Here is a 15,711-nt window from a genome sequence, read left to right as displayed (position 1 = left end):
TTTGTACATTTATTTTAGCATTTTTTGCCTTAGACCCTCAAATAAATATATCGTAGCCGCTTGAGCTACATTTAGAGATTCAATATTACTTAGAGTAGGAATCATTGTCTTTTCACCTACTGAAAAGTCCTCTATACCATTGGCTTCTTCTCCAAAGACTAAGACACTGTTACTCAACTTAAATTCTTCAGAATAACAAGAAACTCCCTCATGTGGTGTTGTCAGCCAAATTTTTCGTTCTTTTAGTGTGGGGTGATTTCTTACAGCACTTAGATTTTCAAAATATCTGAATTTCAGACTAAATTGTGCGCCCATACCGGCTCTTATAGCTTTGGGGTTAAAAGGATCTACGGTACCATCTATAAGTACAATCTCTGTCAAACCAACTGCTATAGCAGTTCTCAATATAGTACCAATATTACCAGGATCTTGTATTCTATCTAGCACTAGTATGAAATCATCTTTAAATTCAAAATCAGATGATGTATCTTTTTTCTTGGCTAAGATTAGCACTCCTTGAGAGTTTTGTGTTTGTGTCAATTCATTAAGATCTTTTTCAGAGAGAATATATTTTTTATCTACAGGGTAGCTAATGCTATCAGTATTTTCTGTTGTCAATAGTGCAATCAAGTCTTCTTTAGGTAATCTTGATAAGGCTTCATCACAGCATCTTAATCCTTCTATAACATAGTAGATAGATTTTTTTCTACCTTGAGGTGAGTGAAGCTTCTTTATTTCTTTGATTAATTTTTGACTTAGATTTTTCATTAAGCTATTAGCTATAATATTTTGCTAGATATTGTATGTTTTTTAGTACTTAGAATAAATAGTTACGGTATGTATTTTTGATATAGGTAGTTATAAATGTTAAGGTAATACAACTGTTATCAAAAAATAGGAATATTATGCAACGAGAAAAAGGTGCTTATGCTCCAGTTTTTTATCCTGCTATTATTTTAGCTATTGTCCTGTCATTGTCAGGAATTTTTTATCCGAATCAATTTGCTAGTCATATCCAAAATCTACAAAATTTAATTCTAGAAAAATTTGGTTGGGCTTATATATTGGCAATGAGTGTTTTTTTATGTTTATGTTTGATCCTAATGTTCAGTCGCTTTGGTGATATCAAGTTAGGTCAAGAACATGATTTACCTGAGTACTCTAATATTTCATGGTTTGCTATGCTGTTTGCAGCGGGTATGGGAATTGGTTTGATGTTTTATGGAGTAGCAGAACCATTGAAGCATTTTTTAGCTCCTCCTAATATGTCTTCAGATGAGTTAGTACTTGTTAAAGAAGCTATGAATACAACATTTTTCCACTGGGGTATAGAAGCATGGTCAGTATATGCAATTGTAGGTTTATCATTAGCATATTTTGCTTATAGACATGATTTACCTTTATTACCTCGATCGGTACTTTATCCAATATTAGGCAGACATATATATGGTCCCTTAGGTCATGCCATTGATGTTTTTGCAGTACTAGGAACATTGTTTGGTGTAGCAACATCTCTAGGATTTGGTGCAATGCAGGTGAGTGCGGGGATGAGCTTTTTGACAGGTTTACCAGATATTGTAAATATGCAAGTTATTTATATCGTAGTTATAGTCGCATTAGCAACAATATCTGTAGGATTAGGACTTGAAAAAGGCATTAAGGCACTAAGTAATTTTAATATTATATTGGCAGTATTATTACTAGTTTTTATACTATTGTTGGGTAATTCATCAGTATTGGTACGCGATTATATTCAAAATATTGGTTACTATCTAAGTACTATAGTAAATCAGACCTTTAATTTGTATGCTTACAATCAAGAAAATCAAGAATGGCTAAAAAGTTGGACATTATTTTATTGGGGATGGTGGATAGCTTGGTCGCCATTTGTTGGAATGTTTATTGCCAAAGTATCTAGAGGTAGAACAATTCGCCAGTTTACTATAGGTGTATTGTTTATCCCTGTTGGGTTTACATTTTTATGGATGACTGTTTTTGGCAATTCTGCTATTGAAATAGCTATGAATGGTAATGGTGAAGCTTTGATAGATGCCGCGAATAATAATATACCCGTAGCATTATTTGAATTTTTACAACATTTTCCATTCTCAACACTATTATCAGTTTTGGCAGTATTTTTAATAGTGACATTTTTTGTAACATCTGCTGATAGTGGAGCCTTAGTTATAGATATTTTAGCTACAGGTAATGCCAAACAATCAATAACATTACAGCGTATTGCTTGGTCAGTACTTAGCGGTTTACTTGCAATATCATTAATTTTAGCAGGTGGTTTACAAGCTTTACAATCAGCTACTATAATTAGTGCTTTTCCATTGTTGTTTATTTTATTTTTGATGTGTGTTTCACTAATTAAATCTTTAAGATTAGATTATCTAAGGCTTAAAAGTATTGAGACACATTCAACTGTTGTTCAATTTGCAAAAGCAAACACATCTTGGCAGAAAAGATTAGAAGCTATTGCTCATAAACCATCAAAAGATCAGGCTATAGAGTTTTTACAAAAAGATGTTACAACAGCCATAATTGAGGTTGCAACTGAAATGGAAAAAAATGGTATTAATACAGAAGTGATTAAAGACCATGATCATATCCAACTAGCTATTTCAATAGAAGGTAATGAAGATTTTATATATAGTGTGATGCTAAGATCATATCAGTCAAAATTAGGTAATTATAATAGGGTAGAAGTACTTCTAAGTCATGGAGGTCAGTATTATGATATTATGGGGTATTCAAAAGACCAAGTCATTGCAGATATTGTCAACCAATATGATAAGCATTTGCACTATTTGCACCTAGTTGTTGCAGATAAGGATATTGTTAATTAAGCATCGCATAGTTAAGATTAAGTATCCATGCAAAACCTACCCATAAAAGATATGGTATAAGCAAATATCCAGCAACTTTATTTATATCCATAAATATTTTAAGATTCCATGCAATAAATATCCATAAAATAGAAATTTCTAAAAGAGCTAAATCAATATTATGCCAGCAAAAAAATATAAAGCTCCATAAGAAGTTTAAACCTAGCTGTATTGCGTAGATAATAAATACCTTTTCTCTAAGAGCTTTTTGTTTGAATACTAGCCATCCAGATATTGCAATCATAATATACAAAATCGTCCAAACTGGAGCAAATATCCAGTTAGGCGGAGCAAAAAAGGGATATTTTAGTTTTGCAAACCATGTTGGAATACTTGTTGCGGTTAAAGCCCCAACAGACATACCTATACCCAAAATAACTATTATGAATGCAGCGAGTGAGATGTAGTCTTTATTTTTTATATTACAATTCATACCAATTTCTCCAATATTGTGCTAAAAAATAGCTTTTAATATCATATAAATATTGTAGATTAGAATATACATTTTTTTGAGTTTATATGATAATTATTAACAATATTTAACAGCTAGGAATATTATAATGTTAAAAACGAAGAGCTTAACACCACATCAATACGAGATAATAATTAACAAAGATACAGAGCATCCTTTTACAGGTAGATATAATGATCTAGATCAAAAGGGTACATATATCTGTCGTAATTGCGGTACGCCGTTATTCAAGGCTGATAGCAAATTCATCTCAACTTGCGGTTGGCCAAGTTATGATATTCATATTGATAATAATGTAAAACAATTACCCGATGCTGATGGCAGAAGGACAGAAATTCTATGTAATAATTGTGATGGCCACCTTGGACATATATTTCATGGAGAAGGATATACTAAGTTAAATACACGTTACTGTGTGAATTCAGCATCTGTAGATTTTGTACCAGTAGAAAGTCTGGGAGAAACAGAAGAGATTATTGTAGCTGCAGGATGTTTTTGGGGTGTAGAATATTACATGAAAAAACTTGATGGAGTTGTATTTGCAGAATCTGGATATTGTGGTGGAGATCAGCCAAATCCTGATTATAGAAAAGTTTGTGCAGGGAATACTGGATATTTAGAAGTTGTTAGAATAATTTTTGAGAAGAAAAAAATATCTTTAGAAGAAGTTTTAAAGTATTTCTTTGAAATACACGATTTTGAGCAGGTTGATGGCCAAGGTCCAGATATTGGCGAGCAATATAAATCGGCTATATTTTATTATGATGATAAACAAAAACAGATTGCAGAAGATATAAAATCTGAACTTAGTGATAAAGGCTACAAGGTAGCTACAGATATTAGAGAGGCTAAACCTTATTATGTAGCGGAAGACTATCATCTAGACTACTATATGAAGAAAGGGACACTACCATATTGTCATACTCGTAAAAAAATATTTTAAATCAAATTATTACACATCTTTAATTGGCGAAAAGTCTATTTTTAATACCCATGAATATGACAACTGAAATTACTATAAATGCTAATTGTTGAACAGGGATACCGACCATTAGCTTTGATATTGATAGAAAACTTAAGAAAAAACCCGCCAAAGCAGCAACCATAAATTTAACTAGTCTAATTATCGCATTGCCAGCAGCATAACCTTCTTTGAGAATATCAAGGGCTTTTGATGTTGTTATAATATTCACTAGTGCAAAACAGCCTGTTGCTAGAGCGTTTAATACAATAAATATGTAAATATCATTCAAGAAATAAGAGTTTAATATATTAAGTAATATTACTATTATAGCCAAGTAATAACCAATAATAATAAGCTCTCTTTGATTATGCGCAGTCTGTTTTCTTTTGATAAAGTTACCAGCAAAGATTATTCCAAACATATTTAATGCAAACAATATACAGTATTGAGTATACCCAAGATGAAAATATTCAATAATTAGATTTGATGATGTACTAATAAAACTAAACAATGCACCAAAACATAGGGCTCCCGTCAGAGCTGCGATGACAAATGGTAAGTTAGCTATATGAATGAGATATACCTTAAAGCTTCTAGCTAAGCTCTTAGAGCGTTTATGTATAGGATGAGTTTCTGGCATAACTATTGTAATAACCAACAAAATAACACCATAGATAGTTAAGAAATGGAAAATATCTTGCCATCTTCCAGTTGTGTAAATAATAATACTGCCTATTATAGGTGCAACTATTGGTGCAATCATAAATATCATAACCATTGTTGCTACAGTTTTTACTAACCTTTGACCTCTATAGCAGTCTTTTAGTATAGCCATAGCTGCAACAGATGCTGGAGAGTCTCCAAGACCTTGTAAGAATCTCATTAATATCAAAGTATCAAAGCTATGTGTAAATGAGCATAAGATAGTACTTACTATATAAATAAGCATACCAATAATAAGTATTTTTTTACGACCAAAACTATCTGATAATGCACCCCAAAAAAACATACCTACACCAAAACCTATAAAGTATGTAGATATAGTAATAGCGAGCTTATTTACATCAACATTAAAGAAACTACCAATATTACCAAAAGCAGGAATATAAGCATCTATAGCAAAGGGTGGTAGTGCCACAAAGATTACAACAAAGAAAACAAGATATTTGCTACCTTTTCTAATTTGAAACATAAGAATTATAGTGATTAATTTTGATGATATATTTTAACAGATAAAGTCGGTAATATTTAGTAGTTACATATCATGATTAAGAATAGAAGTAATATAAAGAATATGTAAGATTAATTATGCCTCAATATCATCTTGATTATTAGATTGATCTGCTGTTACTGAGCTACCAGAATCTGTTACTGGAGCTTCTGTTACGTTTGATTGAGCTTGAGTATCATTTACTGCAGCAGTAGCAGTAGGGGTTGTAACTACTGTAGTATTGTTTGTAGCAGTTACAGTTTTTGGAGCTGTTTTAGCTTTATCTATCGCAGATTGGATATTATCAGCATCTGTATAACCACCTATTACAGTTGTATTATCAGCATTAGCATTGACAGCTGGAGCAATCACTAAGAATGGCGTACCTTGAATGCCTAGATTTTCAAAACCTAGTTTTAAAGTATCTCTTAGATGATCAGCAATTTTATCATCTTTGATAGCCTTTTTAACTTTAGTTAAATCAGCTCCACATTGAACTGCAACCTTATCAATAGTAGAGTCTTTTAGTTTACCCTCATCTTCACCTGTAGCGAAGATACCATTATGATACTTAACATAAGCATCTGCACCATATAATTTATATATTGCAGTACCTACTTCAGCAGCATATTCAGAAGCAGGAGCTCTTTCACCAAATATAGGGAATTCCGCAAAAACTACTTGTACGTTACTGTTATCTTGCATTACTTTTTCAATTTGTGGAGCAAGTTTTGAGCAGTACATACACTGATAATCAAAGAACTCATATACAACTACTTCTGGATCTTTTACATCAGATTTAGGTGTAAGATCAGAGCCATAAATGCTATCTTTAACTTTTAGGAAGCTAGAAACTCTTTCCTCACTCATTTTCTGTTGTACTTTATTACGTAGATTATCCATGTTTTTTGCTATTTCTTCTGGAGATATAGCTGGTTTTTTTGCATTTAAAGCGTCAGAAAAACCTTCAATAATTTTATCATTGTTTAGATTGTATGATTTTACATTTTTATCAGCTTCGATAGTTGCACCCATGCCATAACCAATAGTATAGCTAGCATTTTTTGTAACAGTATCAGTACCTTGCACAACCGGAGCTGTAGTAGCTACAGAAGATCCAGAATTTGTAGCAGCATCCTTAGCTGACTTATCTTTACTTGAACTATCTGAACATGCAACCAAGCTTGTTGCAATTGCAGCAACGGCCAAAGCCTTTAATAATTTCTTTTTAGTCATTATAATTAGCTCCCTTAATTATTTTTTCTGAGCAGCTACTGCTTGTTGTTGAAATTGTAACATTGCATTTTGCATTTGATCTGGAGTAAGTTTAGACTTGCTTCCAGATATTCCATCTGTTAGACCACTAACCACTTCTTGGTTATCTGTCGTTATGTTGTTTTGATCCATTTGAGTTTTTAAAGCTTGTCCCATAGTATAGCCAACAGAGTAGCTAAGATCATCTTGATTATCTGCTGCTGCGAAAGCACCACCAATAAGTGAACCAGCAACTAATGGTGCTAAAAATAGAGTTTTAGTTAATTTCATTATTTAATTTCTCCTTTAGTTTGGAAATGTCTATCCTAAGTTATTCTAACAAACCGGCATTAAATCACAATCATTTATCTATTTTACTTAGATTAATTTGTTTATTTAAAGCCCATTTTATATGTTCCAAGACAATTTCTTTGTCTAGAAATTCATTTTTCTTATTTTCTAATGATAGTATATTTTCTAGTTTATATGGTGAGTTTCCGATACCAATAGCTATATTTCTTATCCAAGCATCATAACCAATTCTTCTGATTGCCGAACCTTGTGTATATTTATCAAAATCTTTTCTAGTCCATGAGAATAGTTCAAGAAGAGGTTTATTTATTAAAAAATCTCTCTGTTGGAAATCCTTTTCTCTAGTTATGGGAGCATTATTGTTAAAAGGACAAACTAATTGACAATCATCACAACCGTATATTCTTGTGCCAATTTTATCTCGAAGCTCTAGAGGTATAGATCCTTTGTTTTCTATTGTTAGATACGAGATACATTTTCGCGAATCAATCATTTTACCATGTTGAATTGCTCCAGTTGGACATAGTTTGATACATGCTTGGCATTTGCCACAAGAATCTTGATGCTTTGGAAGAGTAGGTAAATCTGACAAATCAAGATTACTATAAATTACACCAATAAAGAAAAATGAACCTTGTATTTTATTCATAAGCATAGAGCTTTTGCCTTGCCAGCCTAATCCTGCTTTTTCAGCTAGCGGACGTTCAAGTACTGGAGCACTATCTGTAAAAACTCTGAATTGATGATCACCTGTAAGCTCATTTATATACTCACCTAATCGTTGAAGTTTTTTCTTCATTACCTTGTGATAATCTCTACCGTGAGCATATATAGATATTTCTGCAATATCTGTTGAGGATTTTAATCTCTTAACTTCATTTTTGATAGCTATAGTTCTGTTAAGATAGTTTAATGTGGCAACAATTACGCTATTAGTGCCAGGTACTAATTCATTTGGAACAAATCTCTTTGAGCCATGCTTTATCATGTACTCAAGATCTGCATGATAGTTATTTTCTATCCATTTGTTATAGTAAGGAATATATTCAGATAAATCGCAGTCAGCTTTAGATATAGATGATAAACCAAGGCTATCAGTAGCAAAATTTTGTACTTGTTGCCACTGCATTGCAGAAAGCTTTAGCTTCATTATTAGTCTTCTTTGCGTTTGATATCCCAAAGTTTTTCTAGTGCGTAAAGTTCCCTAGTTTCTTCTAGCATTATATGTACAACAATGTCACCGATATCAACTAAAACCCAGTCAGATTTATTATCGCCTTCAATACCTAGTATTGTAATTTTGTTATCTTTAAGTTCTTGTTCTAGATTTCTTGCTAGTGATTTAGCATGAGTAGTAGATGATGCTGTAGTAATTACTATGTTATCCATCATATCAGTAAGATGCTCAACGTTAATAGATTGAATATCTTGGCCTTTTAAATTATCTAAAGCTTCTAGAACGATTTGTAGTCTTTGATCAGTCGTCATGAATTATTTTAATTATTGTTTCATAAATTTGGACTAAGATTATAACATAAGTTAGCTTAAATAATGATATCATTATATAAACAAATAGTTTCAGGAGATCATAGATGAAGAATAAGAATCTATTTCTATTCGTACTTTTAGTTATTTTAACTGTGATAGTTTTGGTTTTATTTTATAGGTTTGCTCAATGGTATGAGCAGATATTAGGGAGTATATTTTCTTATATTGTAATGATTGCAATATTGTTATTTGTATTTGCGCCTTTTAAATTTATCAAAGATAAGAAAGCAAAAGTAAATATGCTCAACTATTTCAAATACTTAGGTATAACTATTCTAGAAATAGTTAAGATAATAGTTAATATAGTTAAGCAAGCAGTCTTAACCTTGGTATATCTTGTCTCTCGATTATTTGCCAAAGATCTACAAGAAAAATAATCAAATTCGAATTTTTAAATGCAATATACAGCTGAACAACAAAAAATAATAACTCATGATTTAGATAAACATGCCTTAGTTTCTGCAGTTGCTGGGAGTGGAAAAACTCAAACTTTAATAGCAAGAATTGAATATCTAATTGACAATAAAGTTCCACCAAATAAGATATTGGTTCTAATGTATAACAAATCAGCTCAACTTGATTTTGCAGAGAGACTTAAAAAGGTTATTAAAGCTGATATTGCAAGGTTAGTTAACGTAAGAACAATGCACTCATTAGGAAATAGTTTCTTACAAGCTTTTGCAAAAGCAGGATTTGTTAAGGCAGATAAGATTCTTAAAGAGTATGAAATAGATGCAATTATTTCAAAGCTACTTAAGCTATATCAAAAAGAATTTAAAATAACTAAAGATATTGATAACGAAAGAGTTGAAACATTTAAAGAATATATTTCATTATTGAAATCAGACTTATCTCTTACTAACAAAAAACTCAGTGAACTTAATACTAAAGAGAAAAAACTTTTAGATAAAGTGTTTTTAGACTTTAGCAAAGAATGTGAGCATCAAAAAGCTATTACTTATGATGATATGATTTACCTTCCAGCAAAGCTTTTTGAAAAAGATAAAAATAGCATAGCTCAAGCAAGTAGCTTATATTCTCATATAATCATAGATGAATATCAGGATATCAATCAGGCACAACAGTTTTTTTTGAAGTGTTTAGTTGGACAAAACACTTATGTTATGGCCGTAGGAGATGTTGATCAGACAATATATCAATGGCGTGGCTCTACTCCATATTACATGTTAGAAGGTTTCAAAAAAGATTTTAAAAATGTAAAACAATATTGCTTATCTTACACATTTAGATATGGTGATTTAGTATCTTTGATGGCAAATAATATTATTACTAATAATAAAAAACGCCATGATAATCTATGTATTACATACCCTAAATTAAATAAAACAACTGATATTAGTATCCTCGATAGTAGTGATAAAGTTGTCCTTAAACTTAAAGCATTGATTGATAGTGGTGTCAAAGCTAGCGATATAGCTATTCTTGTGCGTAAGTATAATTCAACAACGGTATTTGAGTTAAGCTGCCTGTATCATGATCTAGCTTATAGCGTGGTTGCAGATAAGAATATTTTTAGTGAAAATCTATTTAAAGCTATATATGGGTATTTGATGCTATTTAACAAGGGTAGGGGTTTTGCTAAACACACTATCGATCAACGAATTGAGTTTATAAAAGCTATGCTTGATTATCCGTCACTATATCTAAAAAAAGATGTTAAACAAAATTTGGCAAATAAAATAGCTCAAGATATTTCAGCTAGCATGAATATAATTTCAGAATTGACCAAAACAGTTGATAAACCATTTAAAGAAAAAAATATATTAGCAGTATCGGCTAGTTGGAGAGCTATTTTTAATAATACTCGGATTAAAAAGTCAGAAAGAGCTATAAGTTTTATATTAGAAACTTTAGATCTCGAAAAACAAATTTCTAAAGTCTCTGGAGAGACGCACTCAAGCAAATCTAAATTACAAATTATAGATGGAATGAGTAGTTTTGCTAAAGGTAAGAAAAGTTCATTATCAAAATTTATTGAACTTTTATATGAGCTATACATAAAATCAAACCAGCAGGGTGAAAATGATCCGAATCAGATCCAGATCATGTCAATGCATAGAGCCAAAGGTTTAGAATGGGATTATGTTGTTGTACATGATGCTACAGAAGGTGGCTTTTTCGGTGAAAAAAACTCTAAGGCTTGTGATGAAACAATCGAAGAGGAGCGAAGATTGTTCTACGTTGCTATTACACGAGTCAAGAAACATTTGTTCATAGTATCATCAGATGATATTAATCGTTTATCATCATGGTATGAGATCAAAAAAAATACCTATCCGAAAGATTTGAAATGTAAAAATAGTTTAAGATTTTTGTATGAAGGCAACTTAATAGATTGTCAAAATCATCTAGAGATTATTAACAATATCTCTAATGAGGATAATAAATTTTCTAACAAGATATTTAAGCGTTATTATGAGAGTTTATCAAAATAGAATTAATTAGCCTTATTATCTTGTAATGTTTCGTTTGGAGTATCTACTTTCGGCGCTAACTCATCTTTAGACTCAAAAGGTTGATCTGAGAAGTACATAGCCGGGTGAGCTATTATTTTATTATCATCAATTTTGTTACACCATTGGCCATTTTTGTCTATACTAGCTGAGAAACCATCTAGAATTTGGATATACTTCTTCCAGCATTGCGCTTTGAACATAGGCTTTTTGCCTGTTGTTACATTAGTCTTATGCCATGTTTTACCATTATCAGAAGATTCTAAATACGTGATTAAACAGTAGTCATGAGGTTTTGGCATTTCCGCTTCTTTTGCGGCTGCTTCAGCTGCTTTTTCTTCAAGTTCAGACTGATAGTGAAAATAGTATACAATACCAGATACTGCTACTACTACACTGATAATTACTGAAAAGATAAATATCTTTTTTTTCATTTTAAAACTTACACAAAATCAACAACTTATTTACGATTATATACTTATTTATATTCAAATGCGATTGGTAGAGTTTATTTTGTTTACTAAAATGGTTTATAATACTAGCTGTTTTGAATTTAATTTAAATATCTGTAGCGCTATCTACTGGAAGGTAAACTATGATTTCTACTAAAGAGTTACGTAATAAATTTATAAGCTATTTTGAGTCTAAAAACCACTCGCATCAACCAAGTTCATCTTTAATACCATTTGGTGATGATACTTTATTATTTACGAATGCTGGAATGGTGCAATTTAAAGATGTTTTTTTGGGATTAGAAAAAAGAGATTTTTCTAGAGCTGTTACAGTTCAAAAGTGTCTTAGAGCTGGTGGTAAGCATAATGATTTGGATAATGTAGGTTATACAGCTAGACATCATACTTTTTTTGAGATGCTAGGTAATTTTAGTTTTGGTGATTATTTCAAAAAAGATGCTATCAGCTTTGCATGGGAATTTTTGACTAAAGAGATCAAATTACCTGTTGAGAAATTATGGGTAACTATATATGCAACAGATGATGAAGCATTTGATGTATGGCACAATCATATTGGTTTACCAAAAGAAAGAATTATTCGTATAGACTCAAATGATAACTTTTGGTCAATGGGTGATACTGGCCCTTGTGGTCCATGTACTGAGATTTTTTATGATCATGGTGAAGAGGTTGCAGGAGGATTGCCTGGCACTCCAGATGAAGATGGAGATAGATATATCGAGATCTGGAATATAGTATTTATGCAGTTTAATCGTCATGCTGATGGTACAGTTACGGATTTACCTAAACCATCTGTTGATACTGGAATGGGCTTAGAAAGAATAGCAGCAGTACTACAAGATGTTCATAGTAATTATGATATAGATTTATTTCAAGCGTTGATTAAAAAAGCTCAAGAAGTAACTAATGCTGATGATATAAATTCACCTTCTTTAAAAGTGGTGGCAGATCATATACGTTCATGTGCTTTCTTAATTGCAGATGGAGTCTTGCCATCGAATGAAGGTAGAGGATATGTTCTAAGAAGAATTATTCGCAGAGCAATTCGTCATGGTAATAAACTAGGCGCTAAGGATATATTTTTCTACAAATTACTAGCAGAGCTTATTAACCAAATGGGTGAAGCATATCCTCAATTAATAGATAAGAGAGAACTTATTGAAAAGACTCTTATAAAAGAAGAAGAGTTGTTCCTAAAGACTATTGAAAATGGTATCAAAATTTTTGATACAGAAATTGCGAGTCTAAAAGGTGATACTATTTCTGGAGATATAGCATTTAGACTTTATGATACATATGGTTTTCCTTTGGATTTGACTGCTGATATGGCTCGCGAGAAAGGTCTAAAAGTTGATGAAGAAGCATTTAAAGAGCAAATGCTAAAACAAAAGCAAAGGTCAAAAGAAGCAGGGAAGTTCAATGTTGATTATAACAGCATTATTAATTCACAAGCAAAGTCAGATTTTAGAGGCTACTCGACATTAATTGAAGATGCTAAAGTACTTGAGATATATCAAGATGGACAACCTGTTAATACAATTCAAGCTGAAAGCACGGCTGTTATAGTTCTTGACAGAACACCGTTTTATGCTGAATCTGGCGGTCAGGTTGGTGATAAAGGTGTTTTAGAAGGTGTCGGTGTTGAATTTATAGTTGAGGATGTGCAAAAATCTGGTGAAGCAGTTTTACACATTGGTAAACTATCTAAGGGTATACTAAATACTTATGATGAAGTAACCGCGAGGGTCAATGATTCAGTAAGACTTGCTACTGCTGCTAATCATAGTGCTACACATTTATTACATAAAGCTTTAAAGATTGTCTTAGGTAGTCATGCTGAGCAAAAAGGCTCACTTGTTGATGATAATAAATTAAGATTTGATTTTACGCATGATAAGGCTATATCACGTGTTGAAATTGAACAGATCGAAACTCTAGTTAATCAACAAATCAGAGCTAACTATCCTGTTGCTACTATAGAAACATCTCAAGAAAAAGCCAAATCTCTAGGAGCAGAAGCTTTATTTGGTGAGAAATATGGAGATATTGTCAGAGTGATTTCAATGGGAGATTTCTCTATTGAGCTTTGTGGAGGAACTCATGTTGCATATACTGGAGATATTGGTTTATTTAAGATAGTGTCAGAAAGTGGTATTGCATCTGGTATCAGAAGAATAGAGGCAATAACAGCTAATAAAGCTATAAAGCATACTTTTGCTATCGAAAATAAACTAGCAGCAATAAAAGAAATTACCAAGTCAAATGACTCTAACCTATTAGATAAACTACAGTCAATGTTAGAGCAGCTTAAGAATCAAGAAAAAGAAATTGCTAAACTTAAAAAAGATATTTTATCAGGAGCAAATAGCGATATTAAAGAGTCTTCAATAGACGGTATCAAATTAATAATAGCTAATTTAGAAGGTGTAGATATCAAAACACTGCGAGAAAAAATTGATGATTACAAGTCAAAAAATGATAAGATGGTAGCAGTGTTAAGTACTATAAATGCTGATAAAGTGCAGTTTGTAATTGGAGTTAGTAAATCTATAACATCATTAATCAAAGCCGGAGATATAGCTAAGGAATTTAGTGGTTATATAGATGGCAAAGGTGGTGGTCGCCCAGATATGGCTCAAGGTGGCGGTAATAACTCTACCAATATTGATAAAGCTCTAAGTGATTTAGAAAAGTATATTTCAATTAACATAAAAAAGTAGAGTTTGCTCTTGAAAAGATTGTATAGACATTTATTGGTATTTATTGGAATCTTTGGCTCGTGTATTAGTGCTGCAGCTAATACTGTAGCTGACTATACAGATACAGTAAAACAGTCTATACAAAATTCACCGCAATATAAGTTTATAGGGTTTCAATTAGATTCTAGACAGATGAATCCAGCCATTCAACTTGGAAGATTATTACCAAGTATAGATATTGGAGGATCTATAAAAGCTACAAATATACTAGATCAAAGAACTATGGCCGACGGTGATATTGCTGGTGGTCGCTTTGATTCAATTAAAGGGCTTGTCTCGTTGACACAACCTTTATATGATTATGGAGCTTACAAAGATCTTCAGTCAGCTCAGGAAGTAGCTCAGTTTGCTCAACAAGACTATAGAACAAATTATCAACAATTCTTGTATGATACAAGCTATGCCTATTTTAACTTAGCTAAGGCGATAAAAAATGTTGAATATACTTCATATAATTTAAAAGCCAACAAACAAAGCCTAAATGAGTTAGAGAGTAAATTTAAAGCAGGCACGGCTGATATTGCGGATTACGAAACAGTAAAGGCAAACTATTATATTGCAGAAGCTAGTTATGCAGCTGCTCAGAGAGAAGAAAGAGTTGCACGTGCTGAATTACGTAAGTTTACTAATAATGATGATGATGTTGTCTTGTATAGTAATGATTTTAAAATAAAAGAGCCATCACCTAATACCGAGGAAGGTTGGGAAGAGCTTACAATGCGTAGTAGTCCATCATACTTAGGTTCTATGCATACAAAAGAAAGTAATTACTATAATTATCAGTCAGCCACTAGCTCATTTATGCCTAAAGTTAATTTTGAAGTTAAATATTCTCCTGGTTTTAATGATGTTAGTTCACTAGGTAATCCAGTATTTGATAATTTCTTACCATCAAAAGGTACTGTTAATGCTTTTTATTTCGGTATTAATCTTACTTGGAATATTTTTGCTGGTGGTACCAACTATGCTGAACTAAAAAAAGCCGCGTATGATTATCAGTCCTCAGAATTTGATATGATTCAAACAGGAAGGGTCGCTCAAAATGATGCTATGTATGCTTTTAGATTTGTTGAGCTTAAAAAGAAAGAGATAGAATCATTGCGTAAGTCTGTTGCAGCAGCAAAAATTGCGTATGAAAAATATAAAGAAAGGTATGATCAAGGAACAACAACTATTACTCAGTATTTTATACTTTTAAACAATTATTATCAGTTTCTAATTCAGTTAAATAATACTGAGTTTGATTATATTATGGGCTTTTTGAGCTTATATAAAACAGCCGGTATTTTTACATCAAGTACAGTGCAAGATTTTAATAACTGGCTAATACTAAATCAAGATGTGGAGCTATAAA

The 15,711-nt window shown here is 31.9% G+C and carries 14 protein-coding genes; 6 read left to right on the top strand and 8 right to left on the bottom strand.

Features of this window, described 5'->3' with window-relative positions; translation table 11 throughout:
- Positions 1-9 precede the first annotated feature (9 nt).
- Positions 10-768: a TrmH family RNA methyltransferase gene (locus IMS64_RS04865; RefSeq protein ID WP_088821275.1), complete on the bottom strand. Its 759-nt coding sequence runs from the start codon at positions 766-768 to the stop codon at positions 10-12.
- Positions 769-905: 137 nt separating this feature from the next.
- On the opposite strand from IMS64_RS04865, the gene IMS64_RS04860 reads away from it, so the two are divergent.
- The gene (locus IMS64_RS04860; protein ID WP_211490019.1) at positions 906-2,852 is read left to right on the top strand and encodes a BCCT family transporter; all 1,947 of its coding nucleotides are present in this window, start codon (positions 906-908) and stop codon (positions 2,850-2,852) included.
- On the opposite strand, the gene IMS64_RS04855 is transcribed toward IMS64_RS04860, so the two are convergent.
- A complete protein-coding gene (locus IMS64_RS04855; RefSeq protein ID WP_012280962.1) occupies positions 2,845-3,324 on the bottom strand; it encodes a TspO/MBR family protein in 480 nt (159 codons plus the stop codon). The genes IMS64_RS04860 and IMS64_RS04855 overlap by 8 nt on opposite strands.
- Positions 3,325-3,451: 127 nt before the next feature.
- Between IMS64_RS04855 and IMS64_RS04850 the strand changes: the two genes are divergently transcribed.
- Positions 3,452-4,306 carry a bifunctional methionine sulfoxide reductase B/A protein gene (locus tag IMS64_RS04850; protein ID WP_035735621.1) on the top strand — a complete coding sequence of 285 codons (855 nt, stop codon included), beginning with the start codon at positions 3,452-3,454 and terminating at the stop codon, positions 4,304-4,306.
- Positions 4,307-4,325: 19 nt separating this feature from the next.
- Here the strand turns inward: IMS64_RS04850 and IMS64_RS04845 are convergent, their stop codons facing one another.
- The 5 genes from IMS64_RS04845 to rsfS form a co-directional block, all read right to left on the bottom strand.
- The gene (locus tag IMS64_RS04845) at positions 4,326-5,519 is read right to left on the bottom strand and encodes a multidrug effflux MFS transporter (protein WP_211490018.1); all 1,194 of its coding nucleotides are present in this window, start codon (positions 5,517-5,519) and stop codon (positions 4,326-4,328) included.
- Between the two features lie 114 nt (positions 5,520-5,633).
- Entirely contained in the window at positions 5,634-6,773 is a 1,140-nt protein-coding gene (locus tag IMS64_RS04840) for a DsbA family protein (protein WP_211490017.1), read from the bottom strand.
- Positions 6,774-6,791: 18 nt separating this feature from the next.
- Positions 6,792-7,082 (bottom strand): FKBP-type peptidyl-prolyl cis-trans isomerase N-terminal domain-containing protein, encoded by a 291-nt coding sequence (locus IMS64_RS04835; protein WP_004287674.1) that lies wholly within the window; start codon positions 7,080-7,082, stop codon positions 6,792-6,794.
- Between the two features lie 70 nt (positions 7,083-7,152).
- Positions 7,153-8,253 carry a tRNA epoxyqueuosine(34) reductase QueG gene (gene queG / locus IMS64_RS04830; protein ID WP_211490016.1) on the bottom strand — a complete coding sequence of 367 codons (1,101 nt, stop codon included), beginning with the start codon at positions 8,251-8,253 and terminating at the stop codon, positions 7,153-7,155.
- A gap of 2 nt (positions 8,254-8,255) precedes the next feature.
- Positions 8,256-8,591, bottom strand: coding sequence for a ribosome silencing factor (gene rsfS, locus IMS64_RS04825; protein WP_004287676.1), 336 nt, complete (start codon positions 8,589-8,591; stop codon positions 8,256-8,258).
- Positions 8,592-8,695: 104 nt separating this feature from the next.
- On the opposite strand from rsfS, the gene IMS64_RS04820 reads away from it, so the two are divergent.
- A complete protein-coding gene (locus IMS64_RS04820; RefSeq protein WP_211490015.1) occupies positions 8,696-9,028 on the top strand; it encodes a hypothetical protein in 333 nt (110 codons plus the stop codon).
- Between the two features lie 18 nt (positions 9,029-9,046).
- On the top strand, positions 9,047-11,107 hold the full coding sequence (locus IMS64_RS04815) for an ATP-dependent helicase (RefSeq protein ID WP_211490014.1): 2,061 nt from the start codon (positions 9,047-9,049) through the stop codon (positions 11,105-11,107).
- Between the two features lie 2 nt (positions 11,108-11,109).
- On the opposite strand, the gene IMS64_RS04810 is transcribed toward IMS64_RS04815, so the two are convergent.
- On the bottom strand, positions 11,110-11,559 hold the full coding sequence (locus tag IMS64_RS04810; protein WP_211491066.1) for a hypothetical protein: 450 nt from the start codon (positions 11,557-11,559) through the stop codon (positions 11,110-11,112).
- Between the two features lie 161 nt (positions 11,560-11,720).
- On the opposite strand from IMS64_RS04810, the gene alaS reads away from it, so the two are divergent.
- On the top strand, positions 11,721-14,318 hold the full coding sequence (gene alaS, locus IMS64_RS04805; protein ID WP_211491065.1) for an alanine--tRNA ligase: 2,598 nt from the start codon (positions 11,721-11,723) through the stop codon (positions 14,316-14,318).
- 9 nt (positions 14,319-14,327) lie between these two features.
- Entirely contained in the window at positions 14,328-15,710 is a 1,383-nt protein-coding gene (locus IMS64_RS04800) for a TolC family protein (protein ID WP_035735643.1), read from the top strand.
- Position 15,711 lies beyond the last annotated feature (1 nt).

The organism is Francisella philomiragia, from assembly GCF_018135955.1.
Lineage (GTDB): Bacteria > Pseudomonadota > Gammaproteobacteria > Francisellales > Francisellaceae > Francisella > Francisella philomiragia.
This window is presented reverse-complemented; position numbering and strand designations above follow the sequence as displayed.

Bases quoted from the DNA above. Each gene is read 5' to 3' on its own strand.
- IMS64_RS04860 (WP_211490019.1), top strand. From the start codon at position 906: ATGCAACGAGAAAAAGGTGCTTATGCTCCAGTTTTTTATCCTGCTATT.
- alaS (WP_211491065.1), top strand. From the start codon at position 11,721: ATGATTTCTACTAAAGAGTTACGTAATAAATTTATAAGCTATTTTGAG.
- rsfS (WP_004287676.1), bottom strand. From the start codon at position 8,591: ATGACGACTGATCAAAGACTACAAATCGTTCTAGAAGCTTTAGATAAT.
- IMS64_RS04865 (WP_088821275.1), bottom strand. From the start codon at position 768: ATGAAAAATCTAAGTCAAAAATTAATCAAAGAAATAAAGAAGCTTCAC.
- IMS64_RS04820 (WP_211490015.1), top strand. From the start codon at position 8,696: ATGAAGAATAAGAATCTATTTCTATTCGTACTTTTAGTTATTTTAACT.
- IMS64_RS04845 (WP_211490018.1), bottom strand. From the start codon at position 5,519: ATGTTTCAAATTAGAAAAGGTAGCAAATATCTTGTTTTCTTTGTTGTA.
- IMS64_RS04855 (WP_012280962.1), bottom strand. From the start codon at position 3,324: ATGAATTGTAATATAAAAAATAAAGACTACATCTCACTCGCTGCATTC.
- IMS64_RS04815 (WP_211490014.1), top strand. From the start codon at position 9,047: ATGCAATATACAGCTGAACAACAAAAAATAATAACTCATGATTTAGAT.
- queG (WP_211490016.1), bottom strand. From the start codon at position 8,253: ATGAAGCTAAAGCTTTCTGCAATGCAGTGGCAACAAGTACAAAATTTT.
- IMS64_RS04810 (WP_211491066.1), bottom strand. From the start codon at position 11,559: ATGAAAAAAAAGATATTTATCTTTTCAGTAATTATCAGTGTAGTAGTA.
- IMS64_RS04850 (WP_035735621.1), top strand. From the start codon at position 3,452: ATGTTAAAAACGAAGAGCTTAACACCACATCAATACGAGATAATAATT.
- IMS64_RS04840 (WP_211490017.1), bottom strand. From the start codon at position 6,773: ATGACTAAAAAGAAATTATTAAAGGCTTTGGCCGTTGCTGCAATTGCA.
- IMS64_RS04835 (WP_004287674.1), bottom strand. From the start codon at position 7,082: ATGAAATTAACTAAAACTCTATTTTTAGCACCATTAGTTGCTGGTTCA.